Origin of the sequence: Cardiobacterium sp. Marseille-Q4385 (assembly GCF_916618745.1) — a bacterium.
Taxonomy (GTDB): Bacteria; Pseudomonadota; Gammaproteobacteria; order Cardiobacteriales; family Cardiobacteriaceae; genus Cardiobacterium.
The window spans coordinates 847,004-867,936 of the sequence record NZ_OU745373.1 but is presented as its reverse complement, the minus strand read 5'-3'; the positions used below and the strand labels follow the sequence as shown (position 1 = coordinate 867,936).

Below are 20,933 nucleotides of genomic sequence, written 5' to 3'. Positions count from 1 at the left end.
GCGCGTGGTTGTCTCGCTTGGCGGCGCTTCGAGCCGCTAGGGATGGCAGGCTTCGTAAAGCGGTTGCAGGTCGCGGATGGTTGCCGCTATCCAGGTCGCGCTATCTTCGCGTCCGAGCTGGTCGCGCTCGATGTGTTTGCCGATATTGTAGTAGTCGTCGACGTTGCGCAGGCGAATGTCCGCCGTTTGGGCAACGGTCGGGTAGTCGGCGTACTCGTCTTCGTCGCCGTGCCAGAGGTCGTAAGCGGCGTAGTGTTCGCGGTCAAGCGCGTCCAGCCAGTGGTTGTAGTGAGCCAGAGTAGTGGTGGAGATGCCGGCTTTGTAGCAGTGCCAGTCAAGGCTGACGGTGAGGCGGCGCTGGTTGAGCAGGACGGAGAGAATGGCGGCGGTATCCTGCCAGTCGCGGTATTTGTAGTAGGCGAAGAAGTGGGCGCGCACTTGCCAGCCGTTGCACCAGCGCTCGATATGCGGCGCGGCAAAGGGTTCGCCGAGGTGTTCGCTCACGCGGTTGATAACGGCGCGCCAGTTTTCCCAAGCGGCTTTGTAGTCGGCCTTGATTTGCGGGATGGCTTCGGGGGCGTATTTTTTCAGTTGCGCGAACTGGTAGCAGGGCAGGTCAAACAGGTCGCAACTGGCGGGGCTGAGGTTGGGGGTCATGGGGTTTCCGTGGTTTCGCCTGGTGCGGGTCGCATGGTGGCGCAGGTTTGTTGTGCCTGGCTGATGGCGCGGGTGATTTTGATAAATAACAGGGCTGCTATAGTAACCAATAAGCAATTGATAATTCCTGTTATATAGCCTGATGGACTAAACGGATCTTTTTGTATCCATGCGTAAGACATCCTATAAGTTGGAGCATTGAACAGGAAGCATATCCACCAAACAGAAATGATATTTCGTTTATAGCAGGTTTTATCATCTAAAACGGCAAAGCTCTTGAACCATAATTCAGAGACGATTTGGTAAGGGGCAATAAGGCTGATAATGGGGAGAATGCAGCACCATGCGGCTTGATATGGTTGGTAATGTACATTCGGTATGTTGAACGAATGAAGATTGGCAACACTGCGGTAAATCCATTTTAATGACAATATTGCGCAAATTATGAAGCTGATTATTTCAATGCAGCATATTATCAAGTAAATATGGCCTAAATTTTCTAGAAATTCTTTTGGAAAGTGGTTTTTATTGAATGCGTTATTATTTGTAGTTAGAAAATAGGTAAAAGCAAGGAACAATATTCTAAAGCAGCTGCAAAGCGTGAGTAGATACAGGATGTAATGCAGATAGCGGGTGAGCGATTGTAATTTGTTGTATTTATAGTCCTTCATGGGGATTCCTCTATGGCTTGGGGGACTGATCCTAGCGGGCGATGTTTTGCTGCTGTTGGTAAACGGCGGCTTGTGCCTGGTTGATACGGTGGATGAGGATATTTAGGGTCTGCGCTGAAATCAGGGCAACGGTGTGCATGGTCAGCAGGAAGAAAATACCCGTAATAACGGCGTTGGCGGTATGGCCAGCAATCATGCTGCTGCCGCCTATAGCCAGGAAGGTTATCCACCAGCGGAAGATGAGGTTTTCGTTGTCGTATTCAGGATCGTGTGCAAGGGCAAGGCTGCCGCGCCATAGTTCCGCCATGATGCTGTATGGATAGCAGAGGTTCAGGATCGGGATGAACCACCAGAGGATAGTCCGTCCCGGGGTGTAACGGATTTTGGCGTGCTTGGGGCTGAGAGCATGCAGGTTTTCGTTGGCGCAAAAGAGCCAAGCGAAGGTCATGAGGCCGCTGATGATGAAGAAGATAGCCGTAAAGACGGTGAGGATTTGGTAGAGAGTGTCGGCATGACGCAAATAGGGCAGGTAGCGGAAGTAATCAGCGGCAGCCTGGTTGCCGCGCCAAGCGAGGTAGCCGATGGTTAGCAGGGTGAGGATGGCCGCTATGGTCGTATATTGGTAGGCGCGGATGAAGCGACGCAGCCAGCATTCCAGTCCGTGCAAAGCACTGTATTCGTAAAGGGTGTCATCGGCGTAGGCATTCATGGGGTTTCCCTGGTTTCGCTTGGTGCGGGCCGCATGGTGGCGTAGGTTTGTTGTGCCTGGCTGATGGTGCGGGTAATACGGATGAGCGATAGGGCGGATATGAGGTAGCTGGTGAGGAAGGCTATTCCTATGATGAATCTTGTTTTGAGGGTGGATTCGTTGATTATGTTATGTTCGCCATAGTATTTTCCGTAGCTGGCCAATATGACAAAGACGACAAAACCAACCCACCATAGTTGGACGACACCGCTATCCTCTTCCCGCTTGTCGTTATTGAGCGCTAAATTTTTTTCCCAAAGATCCAGCATCGTCAGACGCGGGCAAAAAATGTTGATAATCGGGATGAAATAGTAAGCGACTGCCAATCCCGGCGAGGCATAGTGTGGCTGTTTTGGCTTGGGAATAAGGGCGTGTGTATTGGCAGTTGCGCGATATGTCCACAATGAAACAAAGATGATGACTATCATATGGCATATGGTAAAAATGATAGTTATCCAATATCCAATAGCCGCCATAGCAGTTTGATTTTGTATTATCAATCTTCCAATGGTTTCGTAAGATATGTAGTCTTTGGTATATAAGATAAATATAAGGAACAGAAAGCAGAGAATCATGCTGCCTGTATATGCGATACAGGTCCAAGTAAAGTATCGCAGCAAGCGGGTGTAGGTGGCGGGATTCTGGTAGTGGTAGGTTTTTCGGCTCATGGCTGTGCTCCCTTTTTTGCGGTGAATGGACGCGCGGCGAAGTAGGTTTGCTGGGGGCGGGTGATGGTAGCGAGGGTGTGCGCCGAGGTAATCGCCAGCAGGTACAGGGTGATTTGGATGAGGGCGGTGATAGCGATGTCGGCAAGGCTGACGGCGTTTATGTTGTCGGCAATAATGCCGCAGATGCCAACGGCGAGAAAGGTCGTCCACCAACAGAAGGTGAGCTTTTCGTTGGCGCAGAACAGCCAAGCGAGGGCGAGGCAGACGGTGGTGATGAAAGCGAGCCCGAGGAAGACGGCGGTGATTTGGTAGGCGCGGATGAAGCGACGCAGCCAGCATTCCAGTCCGTGTAGAGCGCTGTATTCGTAGAGTGTGTCATCGGCGTAGGCATTCATGGCAAAAAAGGCAGCTTGCGCTGCCTGTGTTTGTGTTGGCTTTAATGGTGGTGATGGTGTCCGTGCGGGCCGTGCACGTGGCCATGCGCGATTTCGTCGGCGGTCGCTTCGCGTAGGCTCTGCACTTTTGCCTTGAAGCGCAGGGTGAGGCCAGCCAGCGGGTGATTGCCGTTCAGGGTGGCGTGGGTATCGTCCATGTCGGTCACGCGGAAGTAGCGGATGTGGCCGTGGCCGTCTTCGCCTTCCAGGATGTCGTCCACTTTGATTTCCGGCGGCAGGATGTCGCGCGGTTCTCGGCGGATGTGTTCTTGTTGCAAGTCGCCGAAGTGGTCGGCAGGGGCGAGGGTGAGGTCGATTTCGTCGCCGATGTTCTTGCCTTCCAGTGCTGCTTCGACTTTGGGGAAGGTGCCGTGGTAGCCGCCGTGCAGGTAGGTAAGCGGGGCACCGTCGTGGACGATTTGTTGTCCCTGGTCGTCATAGAGTTCGTAGGCGAGTTCGACGACGCTGTTTTTTTGGATAGGCATGGGAAATCCTTGGGTTGGGTTAGATGATGGCGGCGATGAGCCATAAGGGGATAAGGGCGTAGATGGCGGCAAGGACGTCATCCAGCATGATGCCGAAACCGCCCGGGGTACGGCGGTCGATTTGCCGGATGGGCGGAGGTTTGGCGATGTCAAAGACGCGGAAGAGCAGGAAGGCGGCAAGGTAGCAGGGCAGTATTCCCCAGCGTTGCCATAGGACAGGCGGCAGGTAGGCGAGCACGATCCACACGCCAACGAATTCGTCCCAGACGATTTCGCCGAAGTCATGCACGCCGAGGTCGTGCGAGGTTTTGTCGCAGAGCCAGCAGCCAATGGCAAAGGTGGCGAGCAGGAAGATAGCGGTGGTGATGGGGCCTGTCAGCAGGAATGAGAGCGGGTAGTAGAGGATGGTGGCGGCGAGGGTACCCCAAGTACCGGGAGCGGGGTGTATCAGGCCGCTACCAAGACCGAAAGCAAAGAAGTGGACGGGTTTTTTGACAAGGCTGGCGAAGGTATGCGGGCGGAAGCCTTTGGGGTTTTTGGCGTTCATGGTCAGAGGACGCAAGTTTGCAGGGCGAAGCGTACCGGGGTTTCGACTTGTTTGGCGCGTTCTTCCGGGTTTTCCTGGGTCATGAAACGTACCGAGAAGCGGTGTTTGTCGCCACTGATGCGCGGGAAGACGTGGTGCTCGTCGTCGAGATGGATGCGGATCATCTGGTTGCGACGGTTGCTGTCGAGGGTTTTCAGGAAGATGCCGTCATCGGTGTATTCGTTGGTCAGTTCCGCTCCGGCACGCACCAGGCGTAGTACTAGCGCAACAGCACGCGCGATGGGCAGGAACATTTCATAGCATTGTCGCAGGAAGGGGTTTTCGTGATTTTCGTTTTGCAGCAACCAGTATTGGTAAGCGGGGACTTCAAAGAGGCAGTTGCCGCTTTGATTGAAGTTGCGCTGGCGCAGGCTGGTGAAGAGTTCGTTTTCTCGTAAGGCACTGATGGGATTAAAGTTTAGCGCATAGGCTTCTTGCAGCGACATATCAATGCTTTCCAGTGTCGCTACCCGCTCGTCCAGTGTCCATGACAGGGCAAAATGTTCGCGGTCAATACCCGTTTTGTATCCTTGTAATTCTTTGATGATTTCCGAGCGAATTTCGTAACGGTGCAAAAAATCCAATACGTCAAAGAGGGCATCAAGGAAGAGCTGGATGGAATAGTATTCGTCGGCACGGTGGAAGTTTTTCATTTGGAAAAACATGGATTCCAGACGCATGAACAGACGGATGCGTTCATTGAGCGGCTGTTCGTAAGTGCTTAATTGGCATTGGGTTTCTGGACTGATCGGCATGATGTGGAGCGCTATCGGTGCGAAGAGGGCGCATATCGTGGCACAAGCGCGCCGCAAGGCGCAAGCCCCGCCCGTCGCGTTGCGTGTAAGAGGGCTGATTTGGTATAGTTTCGCGCCGGATTCACGGCTACGGAAGCCGTCCGACACCTTAGATTTCATACGCTTATTATAAAGTCCGACAAAAGCACGATGCTTGATCGGGCATTGTTTTTTACTTAATGACAGCCGTGTGTCTCGGCATGCGGTTGCGGAGCCCGGATAATGAAAAGAATGCTTATAAACGCGACCCAGCAGGAAGAACTGCGTGTCGCGCTGGTTGACGGCCAGCAACTCTACGACCTTGATATTGAAACCCTTTATTCCGCACAGAAAAAAGCCAATATTTACAAAGGTAAAATCACCCGTATTGAGCCCTCGCTGGAAGCGGCTTTCGTAGATTACGGTGCCCAGCGGCACGGATTCCTGCCCTTCAAGGAAATCGCCAAAGAATATCTGACCGGATCCACCACCACTCACGACGACCACCCCAGCTTCAAGGATATGATAGAAGTCGGGCAGGAAGTGCTGGTACAAATTGACAAAGAAGAGCGCGGCAACAAGGGCGCAGCACTGACTACCTATATCAGCCTTGCCGGACGTTTCCTCGTCCTGATGCCGAACAACCCGCGCGCTGGCGGCGTCTCACGTCGCATTCAGGGGGATGACCGCAAAGAACTACGCGAAACCCTTGATCTGCTCGACGTGCCGGACAACATGGGCATCATCGTGCGTACTGCCGGGGTGGGGCGCGCCCAGGAAGAACTGCAATGGGATCTCGACTTCTTGCTGCAACTGTGGGAAGCCATCTCTGAAGAATACCGTAAAGCCCCGCTGCAACGCCTTATCTACCAGGAAAGTAATATCATTGTCCGCGCCCTGCGCGACTATCTGCGTCCGGATATCGGGCAAATCCTCATCGACGACGAACGCGTCTATCAGCAGGCCAGTGACTTCATGACCCTGGTCATGCCGAACAACCTCAACAAACTCAAACTCTACCAGGACAACATCCCGCTCTTTACCCGCTACCAAATCGAAGGGCAGATAGAAACCGCTTACCAGCGCAACGTACAGCTGCCATCTGGCGGCGAACTCGTCATTGACTACACCGAAGCGCTCGTTTCCATCGATATCAACTCGTCGAAAGCGACCAAAGGTGGCGACATCGAAGAAACTGCCTACCAGACCAACCTTGAAGCGGCAGATGAAATTGCGCGCCAAATGCGCCTACGCGACCTTGGCGGCCTCATCGTTATTGATTTCATCGACATGAGCATCAGCCGCAACCGTAAAGACGTGGAAACCCGCCTCTACGACGCAACCAAAATTGACCGCGCCCGCGTACAAATCGGGCGCATCTCACGTTTTGGCCTACTCGAACTGTCGCGGCAGCGCCTGCGCCCGTCCATGGACGAATCCAGCCACCGCGTCTGCCCGCGTTGCAAAGGGCAGGGCTCAATCCGTGGTATCCAGTCCATGGCACTCTCGCTGCTGCGCCTCATCGAAGAAGAAGCGATGAAAGACCGCACCCAGCGCATCACCGGCGAACTGCCAGTAAGCATCGCCACCTACCTGCTTAACGAAAAACGTGCGGCTATCCGGCAAATCGAACAGCGCAACAAAGTCGAAGTCGTCCTCGTGCCGAATGCCGATCTGCATACGCCGGACTACTACATCTCGCGCCAACGCGATGACGAAATCGACGATGACGCCGCACCGACGCCAAGCTACCGCCTGCGTACCCGCCACGAAAGCCACGAAGAAAACGACACCGTCGTTCACCCCGAGGACATGGCGACCGAGCAAGCCGCCGTGCAAGGTGTCGTACCGCGCGCGCCTGCGCCGCAAGTCAGCAACAGCAGCGAACACAAACGCGGACTGGCAGCCCTCTTTTCCAAAGTCGTTGCCCTGTTCAAGGACAACAGCCACGCGTCCCAGCCGCAAGAATCCCAGGCTGCTGCCGATAAACGCCGCGAACGCACCGCACCTGCGCGTAACCGTCGCGAACGGCAAGAACAAACACCGCGCACTGCTGCACCGAACAAACAGGCTGAAACCAAGCCTGCTGAACCCGTGGCACAAGAACCGCGCCGCTCACGCGACAACAGCCGCCAGGAAGAAGCCGCACGCCGCTACGAAGAAGCCTTGCAACAAAACGTCCCGCGCGAAGAAACTGCAGCACCGCGTCGTGAACGCGAAAAAACCGCGCGCAGTGCCGTACCGAAAGACGACATCAACCCGACACTGGAAAGCCTGCTCAACCCGCCGGAAGAAATCAATGGCCGTACCGTGCGCAAAGGCCGTCCGCGCGACATCCACGCCGTACGCGGTCAGGGCAAAGCGGATTACATCCCGCAGGCGCAGCCGGAAAACGACGTCGAAATCGATGCCCCTGGCTTGATAGAAGACCTCGCCCCACAAAGCGAGGCCGAAACAACACCGCCCGTCAAAAAAGCGCCGTCATTTGCCAAAATCAAGCCATTGCCGCCGTCGGATGCCGAAGCACCGGGACTTGTCGCCCTGCTGGATGATGCCCCGACCAAAGCGCCCGCCCTGCTGCCCAGCGACAAACTGCGCGAAGACGCGCACTATCCGCTGCACGTCCCCGCCGCCAAAAACACCGCACAAAACCCGCTGCACCAACTGATGGCACTGGGACAAAGCGTCTGGTACGACAACATTGACCGCACCCTGCTCGACAGCGGCGAACTGGCACGCCTCATTGCCGAAGACGACCTGCGCGGCATCACCTCAAACCCCGCCATCTTCCAAAAAGCCTTCGCTGGCGATGCCTATGACAGCGCCCTGCAGCACTGGCTGCAAAACAACACCGGTGGCGTACGCGACACCTTCTATGCCCTTGCCATCGAAGACATCCGCCGCGCCTGCGACCTGATGCAGCCCGTATACGAAAAAACCAACGGCACCGACGGCATGGTCTCGCTGGAAGTCTCGCCCGACATCGCCCACGACAGCAACAAAACCGTGGCCGAAGCACTAGACCTCTACCGCCGTGTCGCGCGGGAAAACCTGATGATCAAAGTGCCGGCGACACTGGCCGGCATTGACGCCATCCGCCGCCTGACCGCCGAAGGCGTCAACGTCAACGCCACCCTGCTCTTCTCGCCGGAACGCTACCGCCAGACCCTCGAAGCCTATATCGACGGCCTGAAAGAACGCGTTGCCAGTGGCCAATCCATCGACCTGCTGCGTTCCGTCGCCAGCTTCTTTGTCAGCCGCGTGGACAGCAAAATCGATGCCCTGCTTGCCGACGAACACGCCGACCTGCGTGGTCGGGCGGCCATTGCCAATGCCCAGGCGGCATACAGTTACTACCTTGAGCGCATCAGCCACGACGACTGGCTTGATCTCGCCAAAAAAGGTGCCGCTGTGCAGCGCCTGCTGTGGGCGAGTACCGGTACCAAAAACCCCGCCTACTCGGATGTGCGCTACGTCGAACTGCTGATTGGCCGCGACACCGTCAATACCATTCCGCCTGCGACCTATGCCGCTTACAAAGACCATGGTCGAGCTGAAGAAACCCTGCTGCGCAACATTGATCAGGCCCCGCAACTGCTGCAACAAATCAGCGATGCGGGCATTGACTGGGCACAGCTCTACGTCGAACTCGAAGCAGAAGGCCTGGCAGGCTTTGAAAAAGCCTTCAGCGAACTGCTTGCCACCCTCGCAGGCAAAATCAAAACCCTGCGCCAGGCGGCTGAACAAAGCGCTGCACCTGCTGCGGAAACAGCGATGCATGAGGGTGATAGCGTCGAAGAAGCGGTAGAAGAACATACCGCAGCTGCACCAGAGACTGAAGAAATGCCAGAGGTAAATACTCCGGTTGAACCAGCAGTTGACGATGTTGCCACGCCAGCGACAACCGAAGCGACAGAAGTTGCCCCCTCAGTCAATGACGAAGCCGCTGCGGATGACGAGAGTGCCATGCCTGCCGTTGAAACGGATCAGGCGGTAGAAACCCTGCCCCCGAAAGCGTCCGAAGCGACACAAGATGGTGAAAATACCGAAGGCAACGACGAGCACTGAGACATCTATTCACCGTGTATCAAGCCTTCCACCGCTTGCGGGGGAAGCGCATTTACTGCTGACATCAACCAGCACTAAAAAGGCGCTGTCTAACAGCGCCTTTCTTATTGCATATTCATGCGGTTACAGCGGGATTTTTTTCTGCCGCTCCATCACAGCATCAGCGAGCAATGCCAGCATTTTTTCCGTATCTTCCCAGCCGATACAAGGGTCGGTGATACTTTGTCCATAAGTGAGCGGTTTGCCCGCCTCAAGTTTTTGCGCGCCCTCGACCAGGTTGCTTTCCGCCATCAGACCGATGATATGGCGATCACCGGCGGCGATCTGTGCAGCAACGCTGGTGGCAACCGTCATTTGCTGCAGGTACTGCTTGTTGCTGTTGGCGTGGCTGCAATCGATCATGACATTCTGCGGTACATGGGCCGCTGCCAGCGTGGCAACGGCGGCCTTGACGTGTGCAGCATCGTAATTCGGCCCATTGCTACCACCACGCAGGATGAGATGGCAGTCCTCATTGCCGCGTGTGCTGACAATTGCGGCATGCCCGCTTTTGGTGGCGCCGAGAAAACTGTGCGCACAGCGCGCCGAAACAATGGCATCAACCGCAATCTGCACATCACCATTGGTCGCGTTCTTGAAGCCGATCGGGCAGGAAAGCCCTGAGGCAAGCTGACGGTGAATCTGGCTTTCCGTAGTGCGGGCGCCGATTGCCCCCCAACTGACCAGATCAGCGATATATTGCGGGCTGATGACATCAAGATATTCAACGGCGGTTGGAATACCCAATTCCGCCAAATCCAGCAGCAGTTTGCGCCCGATGCTGAGCCCTTCATTGATGGCAAACGAACCGTCCAGGAACGGATCGTTGAGCAAGCCTTTCCAGCCAACCGTGGTGCGCGGCTTCTCAAAATAGACGCGCATCACAATCAGCAGCTGCTTACGGTAGCGTTCAGTCAGCGGGCGCAGGCGGGTCGCATATTCGCGAGCAGCATCCACGTCATGAATCGAACAGGGCCCAACCACAACCAGCAGGCGATCGTCTGTGCCGTGCAAAATGGCATGAATACCTTCACGTGCAGTATTGATCGTGGCGGCGGCGGATGTCGTCAGAGGGTGGCGTTCCAGCAGGGTAACGGGCGGTATTAATTCATCAATGCTGGCAATGCGTAAATCATCTAAAGGTTGCATGGTGCATTCCATAAAAAAACTCGGGTTTGGCAAGATAACGTAAAAAAGTGAGCAACGGTAGGGGCGGTGACGCATTTCCAGTACAATCCAGCGCTTTCCCCAACCGCATGACTACCATGTCCGACCTGCTTGCCGCCTACCAAAACCGCCTCGAAACTGCCCTTGCCGCCTGCCTGCCACCTGCCGGAGAACGCCTTGCCGACGCGATGCGTTATGCCACCCTTGGCGGCGGCAAGCGGCTGCGTGCCGCGCTGGTGTACGCGACGGCGGACGACTTTGCCGTGCCGCTGGACGCAGTGGATGCCGCCGCCTGCGCTCTGGAAGCGCTACACGCCTACTCACTCATCCATGACGACTTGCCCGCGATGGATGACGACGACCTGCGACGTGGTCGCCCCAGCACGCATAAAGCCTTCGACGAAGCGACCGCTATCCTTGCCGGCGATGCCCTGAATACCCTTGCGTTTCAACTCCTGGCAACCAGTCCGCTGCCGCCAGCCGCCCAAATAGCCCAAATTCGCATCTTGGCGGACGCGGCCGGCTGGCGTGGCATGGTTGGCGGGCAAATGCGCGACATCATCGCAACCGGTAGCCGCTTGACCCTGGACGAACTGCAAGCGGTGCACGCTGGCAAAACCGGAGCCTTAATTCGTGCCGCGCTGCACTGCGGTGCCATCCCGGCCACCAGCTACGACGAACACCGTACCGCCCTTGACGCGCTGGGTACTGCCCTCGGGATTGCCTACCAAATTGCCGATGACATCCTGGACGCAACCGCCGACAGCGTTACTCTCGGCAAAACAGCTGGTAAAGATGCCGTCCAAGGGAAAAATACCTATCCCGCCCTGCTCGGCCTTGATGCCGCCCGCGCCGCTTTTACGACATACAGCGCACAGACACGCGCGGCGGCAGCACGACTACCCGATGCCGCCCCCCATCTACAGGCACTGTTGGCAATAATTGACGGGCGAAAAAATTGAGTAAACGTACTGACAACCCAGAGCCGTATCGCTTTACTTCGCCGGGCCCGGTGAATCATGCCGCCACAGAATTGTCATCCGCAAATACCAGACGAAGACCCATACTGCTGGAAAGATGCGGCGCAAGCGGACTTCCCGTATGGATTTCATAAAATGGCCACTATATAATCCGCGCCCATCACGGGCGGGTGTAGCTCAATGGTAGAGCAGAAGCTTCCCAAGCTTACGACGAGGGTTCGATTCCCTTCACCCGCTCCACACCTACTTATCAGCCCCTATCAGGGGCTTTCTTTTTGCCTGTAAAAACCGCTGCTCTCTTGGACTGCCAGGAAGTATCCCCCAAATGCAAATAATTTATTGGTATCAGGACATATTCATAGCCTTCATAGCAGGGCTCCCAAGAAAGCCAAAACTCCCATTTGCAGACTGGTACTCAGCTTACGCTCGCAGTTTTTCCAAAGTTCTCTGTTCTTTTCCAGCCAAGAGAAACAGCGCTCTACTACCCATCGCTTCGGCAATACCACAAAACGGTGCGATTCGTTTCGTTTGGCAATCTCTATCTCCGCACCCATCCATTCCTGTATTGACGAAGCAAATACCTTGTCCGTGTAACCACCGTCAGCAAGGATTTTTTGTACCGCGCCAAGATTATCCCGCCCACGTTCCAAGGCTAGCAGGCACCTTTTCTATCGGTAACATCCGCCGTCGTTACCGCAAGTTCTTACTGGAGCAGCTGCAAAGCAGCGTCGCTTGGCGGCGCTGCTCCTCCCGGCAATCCGTTACATGCCATATAACCAAAGCGCATCACCACCCAACCATTGCGTCTTTCCCTTCGCGGTGCAACGCCGGTACAGTGGGGAAAACCATCATGAGCGCCTACTATGAACATCCCCCTGACTCCCGAACTGCTCGCGCAACTGCAACACCTCTCCGCGCCGCAACTTGCCTTCCTCGCTGGATACGCCTGGGCGAAGAGCGAGGGTGCTGCCATCCCTGCCACGATCCCGACTCCTGACATCATCCCCGCCGCCACCCCGGTCGCGCGGCGCATCACTATCATTTCCGCCTCGCAGACTGGTAACGCGCGCAAAGTTGCCGGACAACTCGCCGACAAGCTCAGCGCTGCCGGGCTTGCCGTGCAGCACATCCATGCTGCCGATTACAAACCCAAACAATTGCCCGATGAAGACATCATCCTCATCGTCACCTCAACCCAGGGCGAAGGTGAGCCGCCGGAAGAAGCCGTGCCGCTTTTCAAGCTGCTAAGCGGCAAGAAAGCGCCGAAACTCGACGACCTCAGCTTTGCCGTACTCGGCCTCGGCGATTCCAGCTACCCCGATTTCTGCCAAGCAGGGCGCGACTTCGACCGCTTACTTGCACAATGCGGCGCGACCCGGCTCGCCGAACCCGGTATCTGTGACCTTGACTACCAGGCGACTGCTACCGCCTGGATAGAAGCGGCTACCGCCAGCATCGCGGCGCTTTCTGCCACAGTGGTTCCCTCCGGCAGCGCCACGGCGGTCACAGCTACTACAAGCGGCGTTACCTACAACAAAGAACGCCCCTTCACCGCCAGCCTTAGCGCGCGGCAGAAAATCACCGCACGGCAGGCGGATAAAAACGTCGCCCACATCGAAATCGACCTCAGCAACAGCGGCATCCGCTATCAGCCTGGCGACGCGCTCGGTGTCTGGCCGGAAAACGATCCGGCGCTGGTGGCGGAAATCCTGCAACTGAGCGGCGCGGATGGTGACGCGCTAATAGATGGCACACCGCTGCGCGAGCTGCTCACAAGCGCGCGCGACATCACGCAAAGCACGCCACAATTCGTGCAGCAATACGCAGCGCTGACAGGCAATGAAGCCCTGCAAACCCTTGCTGCCGATCGCGATGCGCTTGCCGCTTACCTTGCCGCCACCCCGCCCGTCGGTATCCTCGCCGAGCACCCTGCGCCTGTCGCCGCCGCCGACCTCGCCGCGCTCTTCCGCGCGCAAACGCCGCGCCTCTATTCCATCGCGTCCAGCCAGGACGAAGTCGGCGAGGAAGTGCACCTCACCGTCGGCGTCGTCGAATACGACCACCACGGCCAGCACTACACCGGCGCCGCATCCGGCTATCTGGGTGTGCGCCTCACCGAAGGCGACAGCGTGCGCGTCTTCATTGAGCCCAACGCCAACTTCCGCCTGCCCACAGACGGCGTGACTCCCATCATCATGATCGGTGCTGGCACCGGTGTTGCGCCCTTCCGCGCCTTCATGCAGGCGCGCGCTGCCAATAGTGCGACGGGTGATAACTGGCTCATCTTCGGCAACCGCAAATTCACCGATGACTTCCTCTATCAGGCCGAATGGCTGCAATACCGCAAAGACGGGCTGCTGACTCGTGCCGATCTCGCCTGGAGCCGCCAGGGCGCAGAAAAAGAATACGTGCAGCACAAAATCGCAGCGAATGCGGACGAGCTATGGGCATGGCTGCAACGCGGCGCACACATTTATGTTTGCGGCGATGCGGCGCGTATGGCGCGCGATGTCGAACACGCCTTGATGGATGCTATCGCCCGCGCTGGCGGCATGAGTGCGGAAGACGCGGAAGAGTACCTAGACAACCTGCGCGCAGAACGCCGCTACCAGCGGGATGTGTATTGAGCTGCTTGCCAACCTCAGGTTTTACGCCGCTTGCCGGGCGTAGGATAGGCTTCAGGCATCGAGCAGGTGCAACCTGCTTTTTGCATTCTCGGTAAAAGCGACCGCCAGGCGGGGAAACTACGCGTTTTTTGATTTTGAGACGTTGCAGACAACCCCAGTATTGACGCCGCTTGGCGGGGCCAGTGTTTACACCGCTTTGACGCAAAAAACCTTCCTCCGCTTGCGGGGGAAGGTGACTGAAGGTCGGAAGGGGGGGAATAAAACCCCAGTAATTACGCTGCTTGCGGGTTCAGCATTTATCCGCTTAATGAATTAGATATTTATGCCTCTTGGCAGATGCCTATGCCGTATAAACTGTACTATCTTGGGATAATATTTGTGCCCTGTTCATTATATTTCTTCTTGTTTGGGAATTAGGACATTTTCTACAAATTGATAGATTGCAGAACTTTCTCCAGGATAAGGGCAAACTATAGCACCAAGCCACTGGGTGGGTTCCTGATAGCGTTGCCCTCTGGTTTCTTCAAACGCATACCACTGTTTTTTCGCCAGGATAGTATTCGTTTCCGTATCCAGGATAGTGACGATTGTTGTCGCAATCCAGCGATTACGGTCTTCTTGAATAATGGGGTTATCAAAAGTTACCGCATAGCGAGCAGATTGTAAAGTTATCTTTTCACTTTCTTTCCAATCTTCTGTTATAAATTGGTAGCGCAAAAAATTACCATCTTGTTGTTTAACATCAACAAATTTATAACCAGGATGTACTTGATATTTCTTCTTAAGTTTCTGAATGTTTTTTTGTTGCGATATGGGATTATATTCATATATATAAAGTCTTTCACTATATAGGTCTGGTACTATTCGCCACCAGTATAGAAAATTACTAATATAGCTCGTGCCACTGCTTTCTCGTGGCAATCCCGCAAATTCCCATTGTTTGGTCATTTTAGTATGCGCATTGTTATTGGGCGAATCGCCCCATACTTTAAGCAGGGTAATGCCTTCCACGTCTTGCACGGTTTGATAGATGGTTTCGCCGGCATTTTTGCAGCGTTCGTCGAATACGGCACGGTATTCGCGGTATTCCGCCCAGTCTTTTTCTTCGGCCAGTCGTTCTGTGTAGTGTTCCCAAATGGCAGGCAGGACGAAGAAGCTCAAGACAAGTGCGGTGGGAATCAGCCTGACCCACAGGGGCAGGCCGCGCATTTTGCGAAAGAGCCAGATCAATATGACGATGGTCAGAATGATGATGCCCCATGCGGCGATGAAGAGCAGCATGGCAAGGTCGGACAGGGTGAACATCGTGCCCCTCCTTCACTGCGCGGATGCAAAAAAAGCAGCATCGCCCACAGCGCTGCTGTGCGTGATGCGGCTTTGTTGCCAAGGCATCTCGAATGGTCGCTGCTGTCGTTGCTGCTTCATGTTTCCTCCTTGCGGGGATGTATGGGTGTGGGGCGGACAGTAGCCCTCCGGCAAGGCAGATGCAAGCGGCGTGGCTGCCGCCCAGATCGTCCTGCGTGCCTTGTCACGCTGCGCATGGCTTGATATAAGAAGCGCCCTTTTATCCGCCTTCTCTTTCTCCATGCCTGAAATCATCCTTATCGTGGCGCAGAGCGACAACCGCGCCATTGGCCGCGACAATCAGATGCCGTGGCACCTGCCACGTGATCTGCAACATTTCAAGCGGCATACCCTCGGCCATGCGGTCATCATGGGGCGCAAAACTTATGACAGCATTGGCCGCGCCTTGCCGGGGCGGCAAAACCTCGTCGTCAGCCGCAATCCGGCGCTGACTCTGCCCGATGCGACTGTCTGCCCCGACTTGTCTGCCGCCCTTGCCGCTGCGCAGGGCGAGGCGCTTTACATCATCGGCGGCAGCGAGCTTTATCACCGCGCCATGCCGCTGGCCGATGTCCTGCTGGTTACGCACGTCCATACGACAATCGCCGATGCCGACCGCTTCTTTCCGCCGATTGATCCCGCTGCGTGGCGGGAAACCGCGCGCGAGGAGCCCCCCGCCGATGCCCGCAATCCCTACGCCCTGACCTTTTGCCGTTATGACCGAGCGGCGAAGAGCCCCGCCGGTTGATGCGCCACCACCGTATAATCGCCGCCTACACTCCATTCACAAGAAACCATGAGCATCAAAAACGACCGCTGGATACAGCACATGGCCGCCGCACACGGCATGATCGAACCCTTCGAACCTACCCTCATCAGCCGCAATGCGGGCGGTGAGCGTCTTATCTCCTACGGCACCTCCAGCTACGGCTACGACGTGCGCTGTGCGGACGAATTCAAAATCTTCACCAACATCAACAGCGCCATTGTCGATCCCAAACACTTTGATCCGCAGAGCTTCGTGGATATTCAAAGCGACGTCTGCATCATCCCGCCGAACAGCTTTGCCCTCGCGCGCACCGTCGAATACTTCCGCATCCCGCGCGATATCCTCACTATCTGCCTCGGCAAATCCACTTATGCCCGCTGCGGCATTATCGTTAACGTCACCCCGCTTGAGCCCGAATGGGAAGGGCATGTGACCCTCGAATTTTCCAACACCACGCCGCTGCCGGCGAAAATCTATGCACACGAAGGCGTGGCGCAAATGCTCTTTTTGCAGGCGGACGAACCCTGCGCCGTGTCCTACCGCGATCGGGGCGGCAAGTATCAGGGGCAGACCGGCGTTACCCTGCCGCGCGCCTAATCCCGCCAAGCGGCGTCATGACTGGATCCGCCCAAGCGCCGTGAATTGTGGGAGTGGGAAAACAAAGAAGCCCCGCGATAGCGGGGCTTCTTGATATAGACGCTTCAGCGGGAAACCGTGGCGCGTTCGTGGATGACTGTGCGGGCGCCGACGTAGCGCTTCTTCCAGTAACCCTGATCGATGCGGGCGATTTCCACCCGCTTCCCGGGTGACGGGGCATGCAGCATCTTCTGGTCGCCGAGATAAATGCCGACGTGGTTGATGTTGCCGTTGCCACGGTGGAAAAAGACCAGGTCGCCGGGTTTCGGGTCGCGTACCGGCAGGAGCGCGTTAAATTGTGCGCTGCTGTTGCGCGGCAGGCGGAAGCCCTGTTCGGCGAAGACGTGCTGCACCAGGCCGGAGCAATCAAAGCCTTTCGGGCTGTTACCGCCGTAGCGGTACGGCGTGCCGATCAATTTCTTGCCGCCGGCAATCAGGCGGTGACGGGTGGAATCGGTGGGGAGCATCCGTTTCGGCGGAGCGGCAGGCGTATCGCTTTTCAGACTTTCCAGTTCAATGCCGTGATTGAGCGCCACGGTCTCACGCGACATACTGCTGCAACCTCCGAGTGCGAGCGCCAGTATGCCCAAAAAAGTTTCTTTCTTCATAGGGTTAGGTGATTAAAAAAGAAGTATCCCGCCGCCCCGGGCGGCAAAAGACGGCGCACTATACTTAACGAAAAATTCATCCGTCAATGTGCGAACGTCTCAAGAGCACAGAAAACAGCGCGAAATCCTCACGGCACACGCGGCAAACCTTCCAGATATTGTTGCGACAAACGCACCCGGCACAGCAGCTCATCCGGCGCTTCCCGCTCCAGGCGGCAGCGCGCCGCGCGGAAGTCTTTGAAACGCTGCAAACTGTCCTGCCAGTCCGCATCATTGCTGTGGCGCAGGTGCCGCTGCTCAATATCGCCGTCAAGCTGCGTCATCGCCAGAAAAGCGCAACTTTCCAGCGCCCCCTCGGGATTGCCGCTCTTGCGCAGGCAGTCCTGCATATAGGCGGGCGGCGTTCGCGGCGGAGGTGGGGCGGCAAACGGATCATGCGCGTGTACCGCTTCCGCATAACGCAGCAGCAGCCAAAATAAAGAAGAATCCAGCATCATATAAATCAAGGCTCCGAAAAAAACGCGGCGGATTATAGCGAATGCCATTGCCGTTTTATCCGCTCGCGGTTTGTCGCAAGCGGCGAGCAGGGCAGGCAGCGGGAATGCGGTTATACCCAGCCCGGAAATAAGCTGAGTGTGTTGGCCCGCCACAACGGGAGGGAGCGGCGGATTTGCTAAAATGCCGCCCTTTCCAATTTATTAAAAGAGGCACACATGACGCAGCCCAAACGCCGCATTCTCGTAACCAGCGCCCTGCCGTATGCCAACGGCGCCATCCACCTAGGCCACATGGTCGAACACATCCAGACCGACATCTGGGTGCGCTTCCAGCGTTTGCGCGGCCACGAATGCCACTACGTCTGCGCCGACGACGCCCACGGCACCCCCATCATGCTGCGCGCCGAGAAAGAAGGCATCAGCCCGCAGGCGCTTATCGACAAAAGTCGCGCCGAACACTGCCGCGACTTTGCCGGTTTCCTCATTGACCACCACTGCTATCACAGCACCCACAGCGAAGAAAACCGCGCCATCACCACCGACATCTACAACAAGCTTGATAACAACGGCCACATTCTGCGCCGCACCATCTCGCAACTTTACGATCCCGAAAAAAACCTCTTTTTGCCTGATCGCTTCGTCAAAGGCGAATGCCCGAAATGCCACGCCAAAGACCAGTACGGCGACAACTGCGAAAACTGCGGCACCACTTACGCGCCGACCGACCTCATCCAGCCTTATTCCGTTCTATCCGGCGCGGCGCCCGTGTTGCGCGATTCCGAGCACTACTTCTTCGATCTGCCTGCCTTCGATGCCTTCCTGCGCGACTGGCTGCAAACCGCCGACCTGCAAGACGCCATGCGCAACAAACTCGCCGAATGGTTCGAGGCCGGCCTGCAACCCTGGGACATCTCACGCGACGCGCCTTACTGGGGCTTTGAAATCCCGAACGCGCCGGGCAAATACTTCTACGTCTGGCTGGATGCGCCCATCGGCTACATGGGCGCCTTCCGCGCCCTGTGCAACAGTAACGGCATCGACTACGACGCCTACTGGCGCGCCGGTAGCGACACCGAGCTCTACCACTTCATCGGCAAAGACATCGCCTACTTCCACATGCTCTTCTGGCCGGCCATGCTCGAAGGTGCGGGCTACCGCAAACCGAGCGGCGTGTACTGCCACGGCTTCCTCACCGTGAACGGCGAAAAAATGAGCAAATCGCGCGGCACCTTCATCAAAGCCGAGACCTACCTCAAACACCTGCCACCGGAAAACCTGCGCTACTACTACGCCGCCAAACTGAGCGCGCGCGTCGAAGACCTTGACCTCAACCTCGACGACTTCCGCCAGAAAAACAACAGCGACCTCGTCGGCAAACTCGTCAACCTCGCCAGCCGCTGCGCGCCCTTCCTCGAAAAACACTTCGCCAACCAACTGGCGGACGCGCTGCCCGACACTGCCCTCCTCGACAGCATTACCGCCAAAGCGAATGACATCGCAGACGCCTACGAGCGGCGCGAATACAGCCAGGCAATGCGCGACATCATGAAACTGGCCGATGCCGCCAACGAATACATCGATGCAGAAAAGCCCTGGGTCAAAGCCAAAGACGAGGCAAGCCGCGCCGCCGTGCAAACCATCGCCACCGTCGGCCTGAACGCCTACCGCCAGCTCATCACCTACCTCAAACCTGTGCTGCCGCAACTGGCGGAAGCGAGCGAAGCCTTCCTCAACATCGCCCCGCTCACCTGGGATGACGCCCAGCACCCGCTGCTCGGCCATACCATCAAGCCCTACCAGCCGCTCATGCAGCGCATCGACGAAAAAACCATCACCGCCGTCATCAACGACAGCAAAGAAGACCTCAAAGAAGAAACCAGCATCAACAAAGGAGCCAAACCCGTGGAAAGCGAAAACTGGATCAGCATTGAAGACTTCGCCAAACCCGACCTGCGCATCGCCCGCGTCCTCGAATGCGGCCACATCGACGGCTCGGACAAACTGCTGCGCTTCAAACTCGACGTCGGCGAACTCGGTGAACGCGAAGTCTTCTCCGGCATCAAAGCGTATTACCAGCCGGAAGAGCTCATCGGCCGCATGGTTGTGTATGTGGCCAACCTCGCGCCGCGTAAAATGCGTTTCGGCGTCTCCACCGGCATGATCCTCTCCGCCACGAGCGGTGGTGAACTGCATCTGCTGAATCCCGGCGACGGCGTCAAAGCCGGGATGAAAATCAGCTGAGCTATTGCCCATAGAAGTTCGAACATCCCGTCGCCATGAGACATGCGCTAAAAAACCCTGAAAAGCCCCTCCTCCCGCTTGCGGCAGGGCGGGGCTCCCATGACAAAAATGTCCGCATTTTTTGGAGAACCCGCCATGAACCCGCTTGAACAACTGGAAGCCCACACCAGCTTCAAAGGCGAACAACGCATCTACCGCCACTACGCAGAAGCCCTGCGCCGCCCGCTGGAAATCGCGGTGTACGTCCCCGTCGCCATGCTGCTCAAAGAGCGGCCCTGCCACACCACCTACTACCTGCCGGGCATCCAGACCAGCGCCCGCCTTGTCGCCAGCCAGAGCGACTACCAGCGCTACGCCAATCGCTACGACTCCATCCTCGTCATCCCCGACCTCTTCAACATCTACCAGGGCGACGACGACGCGCGCATCGGCCAATACGTCCACGAGCGCGACGCGCTGGACGACTACCTCCTCGAAGAACTGCCCGCTGTGCTGCGCGCCCACCTCGCCACCACCGGCGGGCGCGGCATCATGGGCTACGGCTTCGGCGGCACGCTCGCCTTCCACCTAGCCCGCAAAAAGCCTGACCATTACCGCAGCCTCTCGGCGCTGGCCCCGTGGCTCGGTTTCTACGGCACCCCGTGGTATGAAGAGCACCTTGCCCGTTACGGGCTACCCGCCGAATTCGACCCGCTGCAATGGTATCTCGCCCATCCGGATGCCGCGCCGCTGCCGCTGTGGATAGATCAGGGCACCGACGACCGCTACCTCGGCAGCAAAATCAACATCGATGCCTTCGAAGAAGCCATGGCGCCGCGCATCAAAAGCGGGGAAATCTGGCTCAACCGGCGCAAGCGCTACGATCATAGCTTCTACTTCGTCCATTCGCACATCCCCGAACACTTCGTCTTCCACAACGAATACCAGGACTGAGC

General features: G+C 56.8%; 19 protein-coding genes, 1 tRNA gene and 1 pseudogene. 8 read left to right on the top strand and 13 right to left on the bottom strand.

The window, feature by feature from the left end; genetic code table 11:
• Positions 1-36: 36 nt before the first annotated feature.
• Genes LG374_RS04110 through LG374_RS04075 form a run of 8 tightly spaced genes read right to left on the bottom strand, consistent with a single transcriptional unit; the run spans position 37 to position 5,004 of the window.
• Entirely contained in the window at positions 37-657 is a 621-nt protein-coding gene (locus LG374_RS04110) for a glucose-6-phosphate 1-dehydrogenase family protein (RefSeq protein ID WP_225756518.1), read from the bottom strand.
• Complete coding sequence (locus tag LG374_RS04105) at positions 654-1,328, bottom strand: DUF4328 domain-containing protein (RefSeq protein WP_225756517.1); 675 nt, start codon at positions 1,326-1,328, stop codon at positions 654-656. The genes LG374_RS04110 and LG374_RS04105 overlap by 4 nt, the downstream gene beginning before the upstream one ends.
• Before the next feature lie 31 nt (positions 1,329-1,359).
• Positions 1,360-2,037: a DUF4328 domain-containing protein gene (locus LG374_RS04100; protein WP_225756516.1), complete on the bottom strand. Its 678-nt coding sequence runs from the start codon at positions 2,035-2,037 to the stop codon at positions 1,360-1,362.
• Positions 2,034-2,744: a DUF4328 domain-containing protein gene (locus LG374_RS04095; RefSeq protein WP_225756515.1), complete on the bottom strand. Its 711-nt coding sequence runs from the start codon at positions 2,742-2,744 to the stop codon at positions 2,034-2,036. The genes LG374_RS04100 and LG374_RS04095 overlap by 4 nt, the downstream gene beginning before the upstream one ends.
• Positions 2,741-3,139 carry a hypothetical protein gene (locus LG374_RS04090; RefSeq protein ID WP_225756514.1) on the bottom strand — a complete coding sequence of 133 codons (399 nt, stop codon included), beginning with the start codon at positions 3,137-3,139 and terminating at the stop codon, positions 2,741-2,743. The genes LG374_RS04095 and LG374_RS04090 overlap by 4 nt, the downstream gene beginning before the upstream one ends.
• 41 nt (positions 3,140-3,180) lie before the next feature.
• The gene (locus tag LG374_RS04085) at positions 3,181-3,663 is read right to left on the bottom strand and encodes a peptidylprolyl isomerase (RefSeq protein ID WP_225756513.1); all 483 of its coding nucleotides are present in this window, start codon (positions 3,661-3,663) and stop codon (positions 3,181-3,183) included.
• 19 nt (positions 3,664-3,682) lie between these two features.
• Positions 3,683-4,210, bottom strand: a complete 528-nt coding sequence (locus LG374_RS04080) for a phosphatidylglycerophosphatase A (RefSeq protein WP_225756512.1) — start codon at positions 4,208-4,210, stop codon at positions 3,683-3,685.
• Between the two features lie 2 nt (positions 4,211-4,212).
• Entirely contained in the window at positions 4,213-5,004 is a 792-nt protein-coding gene (locus tag LG374_RS04075; RefSeq protein ID WP_225756511.1) for a cell division protein ZapD, read from the bottom strand.
• 261 nt (positions 5,005-5,265) lie between these two features.
• On the opposite strand from LG374_RS04075, the gene tal reads away from it, so the two are divergent.
• Complete coding sequence (tal, locus tag LG374_RS04070; protein ID WP_225756510.1) at positions 5,266-9,090, top strand: transaldolase; 3,825 nt, start codon at positions 5,266-5,268, stop codon at positions 9,088-9,090.
• Between the two features lie 123 nt (positions 9,091-9,213).
• On the opposite strand, the gene LG374_RS04065 is transcribed toward tal, so the two are convergent.
• The gene (locus LG374_RS04065; protein ID WP_225756509.1) at positions 9,214-10,278 is read right to left on the bottom strand and encodes a 3-deoxy-7-phosphoheptulonate synthase; all 1,065 of its coding nucleotides are present in this window, start codon (positions 10,276-10,278) and stop codon (positions 9,214-9,216) included.
• A gap of 116 nt (positions 10,279-10,394) precedes the next feature.
• On the opposite strand from LG374_RS04065, the gene LG374_RS04060 reads away from it, so the two are divergent.
• Positions 10,395-11,258, top strand: coding sequence for a polyprenyl synthetase family protein (locus tag LG374_RS04060; protein WP_370639328.1), 864 nt, complete (start codon positions 10,395-10,397; stop codon positions 11,256-11,258).
• Between the two features lie 184 nt (positions 11,259-11,442).
• Positions 11,443-11,516 (top strand) — tRNA-Gly (locus tag LG374_RS04055).
• Positions 11,517-11,641: 125 nt separating this feature from the next.
• Here the strand turns inward: LG374_RS04055 and LG374_RS04050 are convergent.
• Positions 11,642-11,976, bottom strand: a pseudogene (locus LG374_RS04050) (transposase); the annotation flags it as partial.
• A gap of 163 nt (positions 11,977-12,139) precedes the next feature.
• Here LG374_RS04050 and LG374_RS04045 point away from each other — a divergent pair.
• The gene (locus LG374_RS04045) at positions 12,140-13,903 is read left to right on the top strand and encodes an assimilatory sulfite reductase (NADPH) flavoprotein subunit (RefSeq protein ID WP_225756507.1); all 1,764 of its coding nucleotides are present in this window, start codon (positions 12,140-12,142) and stop codon (positions 13,901-13,903) included.
• 390 nt (positions 13,904-14,293) lie between these two features.
• Here LG374_RS04045 and LG374_RS04040 read toward each other — a convergent pair whose 3' ends face one another.
• Positions 14,294-15,208 (bottom strand): hypothetical protein, encoded by a 915-nt coding sequence (locus tag LG374_RS04040; RefSeq protein WP_225756506.1) that lies wholly within the window; start codon positions 15,206-15,208, stop codon positions 14,294-14,296.
• Between the two features lie 280 nt (positions 15,209-15,488).
• Here LG374_RS04040 and LG374_RS04035 point away from each other — a divergent pair, with 280 nt between their 5' ends.
• Entirely contained in the window at positions 15,489-15,995 is a 507-nt protein-coding gene (locus tag LG374_RS04035; protein ID WP_225756505.1) for a dihydrofolate reductase, read from the top strand.
• A gap of 48 nt (positions 15,996-16,043) precedes the next feature.
• Positions 16,044-16,613: a dCTP deaminase gene (gene dcd / locus LG374_RS04030; RefSeq protein WP_006986043.1), complete on the top strand. Its 570-nt coding sequence runs from the start codon at positions 16,044-16,046 to the stop codon at positions 16,611-16,613.
• Positions 16,614-16,717: 104 nt separating this feature from the next.
• Here the strand turns inward: dcd and LG374_RS04025 are convergent, their stop codons facing one another.
• Positions 16,718-17,203 carry a C40 family peptidase gene (locus LG374_RS04025; protein WP_225756504.1) on the bottom strand — a complete coding sequence of 162 codons (486 nt, stop codon included), beginning with the start codon at positions 17,201-17,203 and terminating at the stop codon, positions 16,718-16,720.
• A 185-nt stretch (positions 17,204-17,388) separates the two neighbouring features.
• Complete coding sequence (locus tag LG374_RS04020) at positions 17,389-17,757, bottom strand: glucarate dehydratase (protein ID WP_225756503.1); 369 nt, start codon at positions 17,755-17,757, stop codon at positions 17,389-17,391.
• A gap of 216 nt (positions 17,758-17,973) precedes the next feature.
• Between LG374_RS04020 and metG the strand changes: the two genes are divergently transcribed.
• On the top strand, positions 17,974-19,998 hold the full coding sequence (gene metG / locus LG374_RS04015; RefSeq protein WP_225756502.1) for a methionine--tRNA ligase: 2,025 nt from the start codon (positions 17,974-17,976) through the stop codon (positions 19,996-19,998).
• Positions 19,999-20,133: 135 nt separating this feature from the next.
• The gene (locus LG374_RS04010; protein WP_225756501.1) at positions 20,134-20,931 is read left to right on the top strand and encodes an alpha/beta hydrolase family protein; all 798 of its coding nucleotides are present in this window, start codon (positions 20,134-20,136) and stop codon (positions 20,929-20,931) included.
• Positions 20,932-20,933: the final 2 nt, after the last annotated feature.